We start from the raw sequence: 14,566 nt of genomic DNA, 5'->3' as shown, positions 1-14,566 counted from the left end.
ATCGTCGCGCATCTTCAGACACTGATCGCGGCGCGCCGTTTCGCCGAAGCGCAGGAGCAGGCACGCGCGCAGGCGAAGGCCGACCCCGAGCAGCCAGACTGGTGGGACTATCTCGCGAAGGCGAGCGACGGCAAGGGTGACGTGCTGGCGCGGCGTCGCGCGCTCGCGGAGAAGCTGGCGCTCGACGGCGCGTGGCCGTCGGCGATTCGCCAACTGAAGGAAGCGCGCGACGCGAAGGACGTGTCGTTCTACGAGCAGTCGATGATCGGCGCGCGGCTGCTGGAATTCGAGGCGCGTTACAAGGAAGAGCGCGAAGACGAGAAGAACGGCCGCGGGTAGCGGCCGGCGTGCGGCGAACGCGGGCGAGGCCGCTGCGGGTCAGTTGCCGCTGTCAGCCGTGTCGCGGGCCTGTTGCGCCGGGCTTGCGACGTAGCCGAACCGCGCGGGCACGTCCGTGGAGACGATGCTGCCGAGCGGCAGCGTGCGGCCGTCGCGCCAGCGCAGCACGGGCGGCGCGGCGTCGAAATCCGCGTGATCGGCGAACAGCCCGAGATCGTGATCGTGCAGCGCCGCGATGCGTGGCGGCGTGCCGGCCGCGCGAAACAGCACGCCACCGGCGTCGTCGAGCCAGGCTTCGCCCGGTTCGAACGGCGTGCCGGTCTGGTCGGTGAGCGTGAGCTGGCCGTCGGGTTCGGCGAGCCGGACGACCCACGGCGTATAGGCCAGCTCGACATACACGCGCTGCGGCCCGTTCTGGAAGAACCACTGGCCCTGCGCATCGCATTCGTAGTTGCGGCCGATGAACGCATTCAGTGCCGCATGCCGGATCGGCGAGCCGAGCTCGCCGGCCGCCTGGGCCGCGTCGTCGCGCAGCCGCCATTCGCCGCGCCGGTCGAGCAGCAGCCAGCCGGTACAGTGCGGCACGTTCGGCCATTTGGCGAGGGCCTGCCTGACGATGTCATCCATGGTCGACGAATTTGGAGCAATAGCCGAACACCCGCGCCGACAGCCAGTCGAGGCGGCCGGGGAACGGCCCGGTCATGAATCCCGCGTGCCCGCCGGCCGCGGGCTGGTCGAGCTCGACGGCCGGCGATACGTCGGCCGGGCCCGGCAGCGCCGATTCGGGCAGGAACGGGTCGTTGCGGGCGTTGAGGATCAGCGTCGGCACGTCGATCGCGGGCAGCAGCGGCCGTGTCGTCGCCTTCGTCCAGTAGTCGTCCGCATCCGCGAAACCGTGCAGCGGCGCGGTCACGACTTCGTCGAAGTCGCGCATCGTCACGGCCTGCAGCATCGCTTCGCGGTCGAACAGCCCTGGATACTGGTCGAGCTTGGCAAGCGCCTTGCGCTTGAGCGTCTTCAGGAAGCTGCGCGTGTAGACCATCGCAAAGCCTTGCGACAGCGCGCGCCCGCCGGCGTGCACGTCGATCGGCGTCGAGATCGCGGCGGCTGCCCGCAGGATCGACGTGTCGCTGCGATGCTCGCCGAGCCAGCGCAGCAGCACGTTGCCGCCAAGCGACACGCCGGCCGCGACGAGCGGCCCGCGATGCTGCGCAGCGAGCCGGCGCAGGATCCAGTCGACCTCGGCGCTGTCGGCGAGATGGTAGAAGCGCGGCTGGCGGTTGATCTCGCCGCTGCAACTGCGGAAGTGCGGCACGACGGCGTGCCAGCCCTTCGCGCGCGCGGCGGCCATCATCTCGAGCGCGTAGTGCGAGCCGGAGCTGCCTTCGAGGCCGTGGAACAGCACGAACAGCGGCGCATCGGGCCGCGGCGCCGCGCTGTCGAGATGGGCGACCCAGTCGAGATCGATGAAGTCGTGATCGGGGGTTTCCCATCGCTCTCGTCGGTAGGCGACGATGGGGCGCCGCGCGAACAGCGCGGGCACGATGGTTTGCGCATGGCTGTTAGGCAGCCAGCGTGGTGCGCGATAGCGCAGAATGTCGTCGTCGGGGGCCGGAGCCCCGGTCAGCGGCGAGGTGGGCGGAGAAGCCGTACTCATGATCGCCCCGCGTATGCGTTGCTTCGTCTTTTCGTCAGTGCAGCGGACCCTGCCCGTGACGGATCTTCGCGGCGAATTGTCCGGCCGCTTGTTCGGGAATCGGGCTCGCGTGAATATGCGCGATGCGCCACTCGCCACGTTCGTGAATCATCACGTACGTCGCGAAAACCATGTCGGGTTCGGCCGTCAGGTCGGCCTGCTGATGCGCTTCGGCGATCGTATAGACGACCGTGCCGAGGCTGTCGTACACGCGGATGTCGAGCGGCTCGATCGTCACGGGGCGCGTGGCGAGCCGGTTGGTGAGCCCGCTGCGGATCTGGTCGAGGCCGTGCAGATGCTCGCCGTCCGCCCATACGCAGCTGGCGAAATCCTCGTCGATCCACAATCCCAGCAACGCGTCGAGATTGGCATCTGCGACGGCCTGGTAGTAGGCGTTCAGCGTATCGGCGGCGGCTTCGAAGAGGCGGGCAAAACGTGGCATCGGGGTTATCTCTCGCGCGCGTCGCGCGCCGTATTCAGCACGGCGGCCCGGATGGAGCCGCCGTACACCGGTGAATCGGATTGCCCGGCGCGTCGTGCGACGCTGCCGGCCAGGGTCAGCGCTGCCCGACGAGCATGCCGCGCAAATCGCCGAATACCTGCTCGGGACCGAGTTCGCGCAGGCACTTCAGGTGGCCGAGCGGGCACTCGCGTTCGAAGCAGGGACTGCATTCGAGATGAAGCCATTGTACCTTCGCCAGGTCCGACAGCGGAGGGGTGTGGCGCGGATCGGTCGATCCGTACAGCGCGACGAGCGGCCGGCGTAGCGCGGCGGCAACGTGCATCAGCCCCGAATCGTTGGTGACCACCGCGTTCGCGCGCGCGATCAGCGCGCAGGCCTCCGACAGCGACGTCTGCCCGCACAGGTTGCGCACGTTCGGCGCGTGGTCGGCGATCGCCTGCGCGGCCGCCGCATCCTTCTGCGAGCCGAGCGCAACGATCTGCGTGTACGGGAACGACTGATGGACGATGTTGGCGAGCGATGCGAAGTGTTCGGGCGGCCAGCGCTTGGCCGGGCCGTATTCGGCGCCGGGGCAGAACACGACGAGCGGCTTGCGCGTATCGAGATTGAAACGCGCGGACACGCGCGCCGTCTCGTTCAGGTCGGCGTCGAGGCGCGGCGCGGGCAGCGTCTTCATCGACTCGGGCAGCTTCGCGCCCGGCGCGTACGCGAGTGCCGCGTAGTGGGTCGTCATCGGCGGCCGCTCGCCCGATTTATCCGGGTTCGCGTGCCGCACGTTGAGCAGCCCGTAGCGGTGCTCGCCCGTATAGCCGATCCGCAGCGGGATGTTCGCGAGCCACGGGATCACCGCGGATTTCAGCGAATTCGGCAGCACGTACGCCGCGTCGTAGCCGACGTCGCGCAGGTCGCTCGCGAGCTGCCAGCGGCGCAGCAGCTGCAGCTTGCCGTGCGCGAGATCGGTCGCGTAGACATCGTGGATCTCGGGCATCCGTTCGAGCACGGGCGCGACCCACGAGGGCGCGACGGCATCGATCGCGATGCGGGGATGGTTTTTCTTCAGCAGCGCAAAAAGCGGCTGCGCCATCAATGCGTCACCGATCCAGTTCGGTGCGATAACCAGCGCTCGACGCATCAGGTCGACTTCCGATGTCGTAATGAAGCACGGCGCTCGGGCGCCGCGTTCGGGTTGCCAGATTGGAGAAGGGCGGCGCGCCGGCCATCCGGCTGCGCCGCCTTGCGGGTCGGCGGGCCTGCATCAGCCGCAGGCCCGGCCGCCGGGGCTCAGTGGCCCTTGACGACCTCGCCGTCACGCAGCTTGTAGCGCGTGCCGCAGTACGGGCAACGTGCTTCGCCGTGCGAGACGTCGATGAAGACGCGCGGGTGCGCGCTCCAGCGCGCCATGGCCGGGTTCGGGCAGTACGCGGGAAGATCCTTGGCCGTCAGCTCGACCAGCGGCATTTCCTTGATTTCACTCATGAGACTTTCTCTTATCACTCTTTTGTGGGGCGGTCGGTGGCGCAGCGCGCTCAGACCTTCGTCAGCCAGTGCGCGTACTTCGCGTTCTTGCCCGACACGATATCGAAAAACGCCGACTGGAGCTTTTCCGTGACGGGGCCGCGCGCGCCGCTGCCGATCGTGCGGTTGTCGAGCTCGCGGATCGGCGTGACTTCAGCGGCCGTGCCGGTGAAGAACGCTTCGTCGGCCGTGTAGACCTCGTCGCGCGTGATGCGCTTCTCGATCACTTCGATGCCGGCGTCCTTCGCGAGCGTGATGACGGTATCGCGCGTGATGCCGTCGAGGCACGACGACAGGTCGGGCGTGTACAGCTTGCCGTTGTTCACGAGGAAGAAGTTCTCGCCGGAGCCTTCCGACACGTAGCCGTCGACGTCGAGCAGCAGCGCTTCGTCGTAGCCGTCGGCCGTCGCTTCCTGGTTCGCCAGGATCGAGTTCACGTACCAGCCCGACGCCTTTGCACGGACCATCGACACGTTCACGTGGTGGCGCGTGAACGACGACGTCTTCACGCGGATGCCCTTCGCGAGGCCTTCCTCGCCGAGGTACGCACCCCACGGCCATGCGGCGATCGCGACGTGGATCGTGTTGCCCTTGGCGGACACGCCGAGCTTTTCCGAACCGACCCAGATGATCGGGCGCAGGTAGCACGACTCGAGCTTGTTCTCGCGCACGACTTCGAGCTGCGCGGCTTCGAGCGTTTCCCGGTCGAACGGCACGTCCATCTGGAAGATCTTTGCCGAATTCAGCAGACGTTTCGTGTGCTCGAACAGGCGGAAGATCGCGGTGCTGCCGTCGGCCGACTTGTACGCGCGCACGCCCTCGAAGACGCCCATGCCGTAGTGCAGCGTGTGGGTCAGGACGTGGATCTTGGCGTCGCGCCAGTCGATCAGCTTGCCGTCCATCCAGATCTTGCCGTCGCGGTCGGCCATTGACATAGATTTCTCCTGGGATGCGGTTGTATGCAGCGTTGAGCCGGAAAGACGCTTATTTTAGCGTCATTTGAAGGCGATCCGGTCGGTCGGCGCGGGGCCGGCGCTATAATCGCCCGGTACCGATTCCAATAACGACGGGTCGTACCGGCAGGAGGCGCCGGCGCCCCGACGAACCGCCCGCTGCGGCCCGCTTCCCATGCTCGCTCGATTGTCCGCCACCGACCGCTTCGCGCTGATCCAGGGCGCGCGCGATTATTCCCCGACGCTGATGGCGATTTTCTCGTGGGGGCTCGTCACCGGCATCGCGATGAGCAAGTCGGTGATGACCCTCGGGCAGGCGAGCGCGATGTCGCTGCTGGTCTACGCGGGCTCGTCGCAGCTCGCGGTGCTGCCGCTCCTCGCGGCGAAGCTGCCGATCTGGACCATCCTGCTCACGGCCGCGATGGTCAACACGCGCTTCGTGATCTTCAGCGCCGGGCTTGCGCCCCATTTTTCCTACCTGCCGCTTTGGCGGCGCCTCGCGATCGGCTACTTCAACGGCGACGTGATCTACCTGCTGTTCCAGAAACAGGGCTTCGCGTACGGCCACGTGCCCGGCAAGGAGGCGTATTTCTGGGGGATGGCGCTCGCGAGCTGGTTGTCGTGGCAGGTGTCGTCGCTCGCCGGCATCCTGCTCGCGAGCTTCTTCCCCGCGAGCTGGGGGCTGGAACTGGCCGGCACGCTCGCGCTGATCCCGATCATGGTGTCGGCGGTCGCGAACCGTTCGACGCTCGCGGCTGTCGCGGTTGCCGGTGTCGTGTCGCTGGTCGCGTTCGACCTGCCGTACCGGCTCGCGCTGCCGCTCGCGGTGCTCGCCGCGCTCGCGGCCGGCTGCACGGCCGATTTCTTCGTCGAGCGGGCCGACTGGCGGCGCATCCGCACCGAAACCGTGCACGAGAAGGAGATCGAATGAGCGCGACGGAAATCTGGATCGTCATCATCGGGATGACGATCGTCACGGCCGTCACGCGCGCGCTGTTCCTGATCGGCGGCGAACGCACCGTGCTGCCCGAACGCGCGCAGCGCGCGCTGCGCTACGCGCCGGCGGCGGCACTGGTCGCCGTCGTGCTGCCCGACGTGCTCGAAACGCCGGCCGGGCTGTCGTTCGCGCTGTCGAACCACCCGTTCTACGCGGCGCTCGCCGGCCTTGGCTGGTTTTTGTGGCGGCGCAGCATGCTCGGCACGATCGTCGTCGGGATGCTCGTGTTCACCGCGCTGCGCCTGATCTTCTGATGCCCCGCCGTTCAGGCCCGCCGGGTGCCGGCCGCTCGCGCGCGTGCATTGCTGCGTTGCGGCAATGTGTCCGTTCCCGATCGCGATCCCAAATAGGCGGAATTCGCCGCTGCCGGGTCAGTCTGCCGGGTGGATCGGCTAGAATGCCCGTTCGAGATTTTTACCCGTGCGCGTCATGCGAACCGCCAGCCACGGCCGCATCCGGCGCCCTTTCGCGGCAGCCCGCGCACGTCCAGCGTGACCCCCTTTCCCCATCCACTACTTCAATTTGTTCAACATGAGCCAAGTCAAGCGTCTTACCGACCTGATCGCCGCCGGCCAGCTCGCCGGCAAGCGGGTATTCATTCGTGCCGACCTGAACGTCCCGCAGGACGACCAGGGCAACATCACCGAGGACACGCGCGTGCGTGCGTCCGTGCCGGCCATCCAGGCCGCGCTCGACGCCGGCGCGGCCGTGATGGTCACGTCGCACCTCGGCCGTCCGACTGAAGGCGAATTCAAGCCGGAAGATTCGCTCGCGCCGGTCGCGACGCGCCTCGCCGAGCTGCTCGGCCGTGACGTGCCGCTCGTCTCGAACTGGGTCGAGAACGGCGTGAACGTCGCGCCGGGCCAGGTCGTGCTGCTCGAGAACTGCCGCGTGAACAAGGGCGAGAAGAAGAATTCGGACGAGCTCGCCCAGAAGATGGCGAAGCTCTGCGACGTGTACGTGAACGACGCGTTCGGCACCGCGCACCGCGCGGAAGCGACCACGCACGGGATCGCGAAGTACGCGCCGGTCGCGTGCGCGGGCCCGCTGCTGGCCGCCGAACTCGACGCGCTCGGCAAGGCGCTCGGCAACCCGGCCCGCCCGCTGGTGGCGATCGTCGCCGGCTCGAAGGTGTCGACCAAGCTCACGATCCTGAAGTCGCTGGCCGGCAAGGTCGACCAGCTGATCGTCGGCGGCGGCATCGCGAATACGTTCATGCTCGCGGCCGGCCTGTCGATCGGCAAGTCGCTCGCGGAAGCCGACCTCGTCAACGAGGCGAAGGCGATCATCGACGAAGCGCGCGAGCGCGGCGCATCGGTGCCGATCCCGACCGACGTCGTGACGGCCAAGGAATTCTCGCCGACGGCCGTGGCCACGGTGAAGCAGGTCGCCGACATCGAAGCGGACGACATGATCCTCGACATCGGCCCGGATACGGCCAAGGCGCTCGCAAGCCAGCTCGAGAAGGCCGGCACGATCGTGTGGAACGGCCCGGTCGGCGTGTTCGAGTTCGACCAGTTCGGCAACGGCACCAAGACGCTCGCGGAAGCGATCGCCAAATCGTCCGCGTTCTCGATCGCGGGCGGCGGCGACACGCTCGCGGCCATCGCGAAGTACGGCATCCATGACCAGGTCAGCTACATCTCGACGGGCGGCGGCGCCTTCCTCGAGTTCCTCGAGGGGAAGAAGCTGCCGGCGGTGGAAGTGCTCGAAACGCGGGCGGCCTGAGCGTGGCGGCGCGCGCAGGGGTGATGAAGGCCGCGCGCTCCGCGAAAGCGGAGCAGCCGGCCGGCGCGGGCAAGCGCAAACGCGCGCCCGCGCGGGCGAACTCCACCCCGCGCGCACCGGCGGCCGCCGGCGACGCGGCCGTGCAGCACCACGAATTTCAGAACAAAGCGATGCCGGGCGCAAGCACCGGCACGCCCCCCGGAACGGCGGCCGCTGGGCCTGCCGCTTCCGGCTCTCGCAGCGTTTCACCCAGCGCATCCACCTTGATCCAGATGAGGAGTTTCATGCAGCGCGCCACCAAGATAGTCGCCACGATCGGCCCGGCTTCCAGTTCGCCGGAGATTCTGCTGCAGATGATGCAGGCGGGCCTCGACGTCGTGCGGCTCAATTTTTCGCACGGCACGGCCGACGATCACCGCCAGCGCGCCGAGATGGTGCGCGAGGCCGCCCGCAAGGTCGGCCGCGAGATCGCGATCATGGCCGACCTCCAGGGCCCGAAGATTCGCGTCGGCAAGTTCGAGAACGGCAAGACGACGCTCGAGCCGGGCCAGGCCTTCATCCTCGATGCGGGCTGCGAACTCGGCAACGACGAGCGCGTCGGCCTCGACTACAAGGAACTGCCGCGTGACCTGCGCACGGGCGACCTGCTGCTGCTGAACGACGGCCTGATCGTGCTGACCGTCGAGCGCGTGCTCGGCGACGAGATCCACACGATCGTCAAGGTGGGCGGCGAGCTGTCGAACAACAAGGGCATCAACCGCCAGGGCGGCGGCCTGTCGGCACCCGCGCTGACCGCGAAGGACATGGAAGACATCCGCACCGCGATGTCGCTCGGCGCGGACCTGGTGGCGGTGTCGTTCCCGAAGAACGCGACCGACATGGAAATGGCGCGCCAGCTCGCGAACATCGCGGGCGCGCCTTACGGCATCAAGCCGAAGATGATCGCGAAGATCGAGCGCGCGGAAGCGATTCCGGCGCTGCAGAGCATCCTCGACGCGTCCGACGGCATCATGGTCGCGCGCGGCGACCTCGCGGTGGAAGTGGGCAACGCGGCCGTGCCGGCGCTGCAGAAGCGGATGATCCGGATGGCGCGCGAGTCGAACAAGCTCGTGATCACCGCGACGCAGATGATGGAATCGATGATCCACGCGCCGGTGCCGACGCGCGCGGAAGTGTCGGACGTCGCGAACGCGGTGCTCGACGGCACCGACGCGGTGATGCTGTCGGCCGAGACGGCCGCCGGCAAGTACCCGGTCGTCACGATCGAGACGATGGCGGCCGTGTGCGTCGAGGCGGAAAAGTCGGAACACGTCGAGCTGGACAAGGATTTCCTCGACCGCACGTTCACGCGGATCGACCAGTCGATCGCGATGGGCGCGCTGTTCACCGCGTACCACCTGGGTGCGAAGGCGATCATCGCGCTGACCGAATCGGGCGCGACCGCGCTGTGGATGTCGCGTCACTACACGCACGTGCCGATCTTCGCGCTGACGCCGCGCGTCGGCAGCGAGCGCACGATGGCGCTGTACCGCAACGTGACGCCGCTGCACGTCGACTTCAACAGCGACCGCGACTCGGCGCTGCAGGCGGCGCTCGAAATCGTCGTCAAGCAGGGCTATGTGCAGCACGGCGACATGGTCGTGCTGACCGTCGGCGAGCCGATGGGGCAGGCGGGCGGCACCAACACGCTGAAGATCGTGCGGGTCGGCGAGCACTATTGAGCGCCGGCTGAGCATCGGGCCGGCCTGCGAGCCGCCCGCCCGGGTCGGCTGAAAACTGATCCGGCACCGTTTTTCACGCGAAAGCCGCGTGGGGTCCGAAGCCCCGCGCGGCTTTTTTTCTCTTTTTTGCCCGCATTGTGCCGTGCGAACGTAACAAATTGCGAGTCGGCGCCACCGGGCGGTCGGAATCGGAGGCGCTTCGCGATAAAATGCGGCTATTCGACGCTCAGCCGCGCCGTGCCACCCCGGGTCCGACCGGGAGCGAGCGCCGCGCCGGCGTCAGGGCGCACCGGTTTTCATTCCAAGGAGTTCCACAATGCCTCTCGTATCAATGCGTCAATTGCTGGACCACGCGGCAGAGCACGGTTATGGCCTGCCGGCCTTCAACGTGAACAACCTGGAGCAGGTCCAGGCGATCATGGCGGCGGCGGACCAGGTTGGCGCGCCCGTGATCATGCAGGCGTCGGCCGGCGCGCGTAAGTACGCGGGCGAGCCGTTCCTGCGCCACCTGATCGAAGCGGCAATCGAGTCGTACCCGCACATCCCGGTCGTGATGCACCAGGATCACGGCCAGTCGCCGGCAGTCTGCATGGGCGCGATCCGCAGCGGCTTCACCAGCGTGATGATGGACGGCTCGCTCGAAGCCGACGGCAAGACGGTCGCGTCGTACGAGTACAACGTCGACGTGTCGCGCAAGGTCGTCGAGATGGCGCACTCGATCGGCGTGACGGTCGAGGCCGAACTCGGCGTGCTCGGCTCGCTCGAGACGATGAAGGGCGACAAGGAAGACGGCCACGGTGCGGAAGGCACGATGACCCGCGAGCAGCTGCTGACCGATCCGGAGCAGGCCGCCGACTTCGTGAAGCTCACGCAGTGCGATGCACTCGCGATCGCGATCGGCACGTCGCACGGCGCGTACAAGTTCTCGAAGAAGCCGACGGGCGACATCCTGTCGATCCAGCGCATCAAGGAAATCCACGCGCGCATTCCGAACACCCACCTCGTGATGCACGGTTCGTCGTCGGTGCCGCAGGAACTGCTGGCCGAGATCCGCGAATTCGGCGGCGACATGAAGGAAACCTACGGCGTGCCGGTCGAGGAAATCCAGGAAGGCATCAAGCACGGCGTGCGCAAGATCAACATCGACACAGACCTGCGTCTGGCGATCACCGGTGCGATCCGCCGCTACCTGTTCGAGAACCCGGGCAAGTTCGATCCGCGCGACTACCTGAAGCCCGCGCGCGAAGCGGCGAAGCAGGTCTGCGTCGACCGCTACCTCGCGTTCGGCTGCGAAGGCCAGGCCGGCAAGATCAAGCCGGTGTCGCTCGACAAGATCGCCGAGCAGTACAAGTCCGGCGCGCTCGCACAGGTCGTGCGCTGAGACTGTAGTACGATTGCCGCGCCCGATGTTCGCATTGGGCAAAGGCAAGGCTGTCCGGCCGGGTTGATCCGGCCCCGCAGCCGTTCCGTCCGGCCGAACGAGGGCCGGCCGGCAACCGCCCGGGCGCTGTCGTCCGGCCGGTTCGCCGACGTATTGCAAGACCGCCGTTCCCGCCTGCCGCGGGGAACGGCGTTTCCCTTTTTGTTTGGCTCCTTATCTGCGAAAAGACGATGTCTACCCTCTACGAATCCACGCTCCGCTCGCTGCCGCTCCTCGGTCGCGGCAAGGTCCGCGATAACTACGCGGTCGGCAACGACAAGCTCCTGATCGTCACGACCGATCGCCTGTCGGCTTTCGACGTGGTGATGGGCGAGCCGATTCCGAACAAGGGCCGCGTGCTGAACCAGATGGCGAACTTCTGGTTCGACAAGCTCGCGCACATCGTGCCGAACCACCTGACGGGCGACGCGCCGGAAGCCGTCGTCGCGGCCGACGAGGTCGAGCAGGTGAAGGGCCGCGGCGTGGTCGTCAAGCGCCTCGAGCCGATCATGATCGAAGCGGTCGTGCGCGGCTACCTGGCCGGCAGCGGCTGGAAGGAATACCAGGCGTCGGGCGCCGTGTGCGGCGTGCAGCTGCCGGAAGGCCTGCAGAACGCGCAGAAGCTGCCCGAGCCGATCTTCACGCCGGCCGCGAAGGCCGAGATGGGCGAGCACGACGAGAACATCACGTTCGAGGAAACCGAGCGCCGCATCGGCACCGAGCTGGCCGCGACGATCCGCGACATCTCGATCAAGCTGTACAAGGAAGCGGCCGACTACGCGGCGACGCGCGGCATCATCATCGCCGACACGAAGTTCGAATTCGGCCTCGACAACCACGGCCAGCTGTACCTGATGGACGAAGTGCTGACGGCCGATTCGTCGCGCTTCTGGCCGGCCGACCAGTACGAAGTCGGCACGAACCCGCCGTCGTTCGACAAGCAGTTCGTGCGCGACTGGCTCGAGGCGCAGCCGTGGGGCAAGACGGCACCGGCACCGGCGCTGCCGGCCGAGGTCGTCGAGAAGACGGCCGCGAAGTACCAGGAAGCGCTCGAGCGCATCACGGGCCAGGCGCTCGCCTGAGCGGGCTTTGCATGGGACCAGAGCAAGTGCTGAAGCACTAACTCTGGTCGACAGGAACTGAACAAATGAGTGAAATCCAGACTGCCCATACGCACAGCGCGCCGCTCGTCGGCGTGCTGATGGGTTCGAGTTCCGATTGGGACGTGATGAAGCATGCGGTCGCCATCCTGCAGGAATTCGGCGTGCCGTACGAAGCGAAGGTCGTGTCCGCGCACCGGATGCCCGACGAGATGTTCGACTATGCGGAGAAGGCGCGCGAGCGCGGGCTGCGCGCGATCATCGCGGGCGCCGGCGGCGCAGCGCACCTGCCCGGCATGCTGGCCGCGAAAACCACGGTGCCGGTGCTCGGCGTGCCGGTCGCGAGCAAGTACCTGAAGGGTGTCGATTCGCTGCACTCGATCGTGCAGATGCCGAAGGGCGTGCCCGTCGCGACGTTCGCGATCGGCGAGGCCGGCGCCGCGAATGCCGCGCTGTTCGCGGTGTCGATCCTGTCCGGCAACTCGGTCGACTATGCGAACCGCCTCGCCGCGTTCCGCGTGCGCCAGAACGAAGCCGCGCACGCGATGGTGCTGCCGCCGCTGGAATGACGGCGCACCGGCGGCCGCGCGTCGCGGCTGCCCGACCCTCCCCACTGCGGCGGGCAGCGCCCGCCGCGACCGACCACTGACATGACCGCAACTCCTGATTCCGTTTCCCCGATCCTGCCCGGCGCGTGGCTGGGCATGGTCGGCGGTGGCCAGCTCGGCCGCATGTTCTGCTTTGCCGCCCAGTCGATGGGCTATCGCGTCGCCGTGCTCGATCCCGATCCGACGAGCCCCGCCGGCGCGGTCGCCGACCGCCACCTGCGCGCGACCTACGACGACGAAGCCGCGCTCGCCGAACTGGCCGACCTGTGCGACGCGGTGTCGACGGAGTTCGAGAACGTGCCGGCCGCGAGCCTCGATTTCCTCGCGCGCACGACGTTCGTCGCGCCGGCCGGCCGCTGCGTCGCGGTCGCGCAGGACCGGATCGCGGAGAAGCGCTTCATCGAAGCGTCGGGCGTGCCCGTCGCGCCGCATGTCGTGATCGAATCGGCGGCGGCGCTCGCCGCGCTCGACGATGCCGCGCTCGACGCGGTGCTGCCGGGCATCCTGAAGACCGCGCGCCTCGGCTACGACGGCAAGGGCCAGGTGCGCGTGAGCACCGCGCAGGAAGTGCGCGATGCCCATGCGGCGCTGAACGGCGTGCCGTGCGTGCTCGAGAAGCGCCTGCCGCTGAAATACGAAGTGTCGGCGCTGATCGCGCGCGGCGCGGACGGCCGCTCGGCCGCGTTCCCGCTCGCGCAGAACGCGCACCACAACGGCATCCTCGCGCTGACGGTCGTGCCCGCGCCGGCCGCCGATGCCGCGCGCGTCGCAGAGGCGCAGCAGGCAGCCGTGCGGATCGCCGATACGCTCGGCTACGTCGGCGTGCTGTGCGTCGAATTCTTCGTGCTGGAAGACGGTTCGTTCGTCGCGAACGAGATGGCGCCGCGCCCGCACAACTCCGGCCACTACACGGTCGATGCGTGCGCAACGAGCCAGTTCGAGCAGCAGGTACGCGCGATGACGCGCATGCCGCTCGGCAACCCGCGCCAGCATTCGCCGGCCGCGATGCTGAACATCCTCGGCGACGTGTGGTTCCCGAGCGGTGCGGCGGCCGATGCCGTCACGCCGCCGTGGGACACGGTCGCGGCGATGCCCACCGCGCACCTGCACCTGTACGGCAAGGAAGACGCACGCGTCGGCCGCAAGATGGGCCACGTGAACTTCACGGCCGAGACGCGCGACGAAGCCGTTGCCGCGGCCACCGCGTGCGCGCAGCTGCTGCGCGTGCCGCTCGACTGAGGCGCCAGCCGATGTCCATCGATCTCCCGAACTCCGTGACGGCCGCGCAGATCGACGCGGCCGCCGCGCTGCTCGATGCGGGCCAGCTCGTCGCATTTCCGACCGAAACCGTCTACGGGCTCGGCGGTGACGCGGCGAATCCCGAGGCCGTCGCGCGCATCTACGCGGCGAAGGGGCGGCCCGCGAATCATCCGGTGATCGTGCATCTGCCGCCGGGCGGCGATCCCGGTTACTGGGCCGACGATCTGCCGGCCGACGCGCAGGCGTTGATCGATGCCTTCTGGCCGGGCCCGCTGACGCTGATCCTGAAGCGTCATGCGCGCATTCCGGACGCCGTGAGCGGCGGCCAGGATTCGGTCGGGCTGCGCTGCCCGTCGCATCCGGTCGCGCAGGCGCTGCTGGCCGCGTTCAGCACGCGACGCGGCGGGCATGGCGGCGTGGCTGCGCCGTCCGCGAACCGGTTCGGCCATGTGAGCCCGACCACCGCACAGCACGTGCGCGACGAATTCGGCGACACCGTGCACGTGCTTGACGGCGGCGCATCGGAAGTCGGCATCGAATCGACGATTCTCGACCTGTCGCGCGGTTTCCCGGCGCTGCTGCGCCCGGGCCACGTGACGCCGCAGCAGATTGCCGACGTGCTCGGCCGCGCGCCGCGGCTGCGGGACCGTAGCGAGGCCGTAGCGGAAGAGCGTGGTGTGTGTAAAGGTGTTGACGCACGGGCTAGAGCGCGCTGTGTGTGTGATAGTCTGCGGTCGTGCGCACGTGAGTGAATGGACTAGTGTGA

General features: G+C 68.0%; 15 protein-coding genes and 2 pseudogenes. 10 read left to right on the top strand and 7 right to left on the bottom strand.

Going from position 1 to position 14,566, the window contains the following annotated elements; translation table 11 throughout:
• A pseudogene (locus G3O06_RS41700) lies at nt 1–339 on the top strand (M48 family peptidase); the annotation flags it as partial.
• A 39-nt stretch (nt 340–378) separates the two neighbouring features.
• Here G3O06_RS41700 and G3O06_RS41695 read toward each other — a convergent pair.
• The 6 genes from G3O06_RS41695 to G3O06_RS41670 all read right to left on the bottom strand — a co-directional run bounded on the left by G3O06_RS41695 (nt 379) and on the right by G3O06_RS41670 (nt 4,948).
• Entirely contained in the window at nt 379–966 is a 588-nt protein-coding gene (locus G3O06_RS41695; RefSeq protein WP_205819563.1) for a DUF2946 family protein, read from the bottom strand.
• Nucleotides 959–1,996 (bottom strand): hydrolase, encoded by a 1,038-nt coding sequence (locus G3O06_RS41690; RefSeq protein WP_174967587.1) that lies wholly within the window; start codon nt 1,994–1,996, stop codon nt 959–961. The genes G3O06_RS41695 and G3O06_RS41690 overlap by 8 nt, the downstream gene beginning before the upstream one ends.
• Before the next feature lie 34 nt (nt 1,997–2,030).
• A complete protein-coding gene (locus tag G3O06_RS41685; protein WP_205819562.1) occupies nt 2,031–2,477 on the bottom strand; it encodes a nuclear transport factor 2 family protein in 447 nt (148 codons plus the stop codon).
• Between the two features lie 115 nt (nt 2,478–2,592).
• Nucleotides 2,593–3,630: a lipopolysaccharide heptosyltransferase II gene (gene waaF / locus G3O06_RS41680; protein WP_174915336.1), complete on the bottom strand. Its 1,038-nt coding sequence runs from the start codon at nt 3,628–3,630 to the stop codon at nt 2,593–2,595.
• A gap of 149 nt (nt 3,631–3,779) precedes the next feature.
• On the bottom strand, nt 3,780–3,974 hold the full coding sequence (locus tag G3O06_RS41675) for a zinc-finger domain-containing protein (RefSeq protein ID WP_006749970.1): 195 nt from the start codon (nt 3,972–3,974) through the stop codon (nt 3,780–3,782).
• 50 nt (nt 3,975–4,024) lie between these two features.
• Complete coding sequence (locus G3O06_RS41670; RefSeq protein ID WP_174915335.1) at nt 4,025–4,948, bottom strand: branched-chain amino acid transaminase; 924 nt, start codon at nt 4,946–4,948, stop codon at nt 4,025–4,027.
• 193 nt (nt 4,949–5,141) lie between these two features.
• On the opposite strand from G3O06_RS41670, the gene G3O06_RS41665 reads away from it, so the two are divergent.
• From G3O06_RS41665 to G3O06_RS41655, 3 genes are all read left to right on the top strand, one after another.
• The gene (locus G3O06_RS41665; protein ID WP_174915334.1) at nt 5,142–5,897 is read left to right on the top strand and encodes an AzlC family ABC transporter permease; all 756 of its coding nucleotides are present in this window, start codon (nt 5,142–5,144) and stop codon (nt 5,895–5,897) included.
• The gene (locus G3O06_RS41660) at nt 5,894–6,217 is read left to right on the top strand and encodes an AzlD domain-containing protein (RefSeq protein WP_059523415.1); all 324 of its coding nucleotides are present in this window, start codon (nt 5,894–5,896) and stop codon (nt 6,215–6,217) included. Before G3O06_RS41665 ends, G3O06_RS41660 begins: the two co-directional genes overlap by 4 nt.
• Nucleotides 6,218–6,494: 277 nt before the next feature.
• Complete coding sequence (locus G3O06_RS41655) at nt 6,495–7,691, top strand: phosphoglycerate kinase (RefSeq protein ID WP_174915333.1); 1,197 nt, start codon at nt 6,495–6,497, stop codon at nt 7,689–7,691.
• 157 nt (nt 7,692–7,848) lie between these two features.
• Here the strand turns inward: G3O06_RS41655 and G3O06_RS49840 are convergent, their stop codons facing one another.
• Nucleotides 7,849–7,977: a hypothetical protein gene (locus G3O06_RS49840; protein WP_021164118.1), complete on the bottom strand. Its 129-nt coding sequence runs from the start codon at nt 7,975–7,977 to the stop codon at nt 7,849–7,851.
• Between G3O06_RS49840 and pyk the strand changes: the two genes are divergently transcribed.
• The 6 genes and pseudogenes from pyk to G3O06_RS41625 form a co-directional block, all read left to right on the top strand.
• On the top strand, nt 7,976–9,412 hold the full coding sequence (pyk, locus tag G3O06_RS41650) for a pyruvate kinase (RefSeq protein ID WP_011353067.1): 1,437 nt from the start codon (nt 7,976–7,978) through the stop codon (nt 9,410–9,412). The genes G3O06_RS49840 and pyk overlap by 2 nt on opposite strands.
• Before the next feature lie 316 nt (nt 9,413–9,728).
• Nucleotides 9,729–10,793: a class II fructose-bisphosphate aldolase gene (gene fba, locus G3O06_RS41645; RefSeq protein WP_174967590.1), complete on the top strand. Its 1,065-nt coding sequence runs from the start codon at nt 9,729–9,731 to the stop codon at nt 10,791–10,793.
• 230 nt (nt 10,794–11,023) lie between these two features.
• Nucleotides 11,024–11,914: a phosphoribosylaminoimidazolesuccinocarboxamide synthase gene (locus tag G3O06_RS41640; RefSeq protein ID WP_174967591.1), complete on the top strand. Its 891-nt coding sequence runs from the start codon at nt 11,024–11,026 to the stop codon at nt 11,912–11,914.
• Nucleotides 11,915–11,979: 65 nt separating this feature from the next.
• Nucleotides 11,980–12,501, top strand: a complete 522-nt coding sequence (purE, locus tag G3O06_RS41635; RefSeq protein WP_006481724.1) for a 5-(carboxyamino)imidazole ribonucleotide mutase — start codon at nt 11,980–11,982, stop codon at nt 12,499–12,501.
• An 81-nt stretch (nt 12,502–12,582) separates the two neighbouring features.
• Nucleotides 12,583–13,779: a 5-(carboxyamino)imidazole ribonucleotide synthase gene (locus tag G3O06_RS41630; protein WP_205819561.1), complete on the top strand. Its 1,197-nt coding sequence runs from the start codon at nt 12,583–12,585 to the stop codon at nt 13,777–13,779.
• An 11-nt stretch (nt 13,780–13,790) separates the two neighbouring features.
• Nucleotides 13,791–14,459 (top strand): annotated as a pseudogene (locus tag G3O06_RS41625) (L-threonylcarbamoyladenylate synthase); the annotation flags it as partial.
• Between the last annotated feature and the right edge of the window lie 107 nt (nt 14,460–14,566).

The organism is Burkholderia sp. Ac-20345, from assembly GCF_017104825.1.
Lineage (GTDB): Bacteria > Pseudomonadota > Gammaproteobacteria > Burkholderiales > Burkholderiaceae > Burkholderia > Burkholderia lata_B.
Note: the sequence above shows the minus strand (reverse complement) of the source record. Positions and strands in the feature narration are given on the sequence as shown.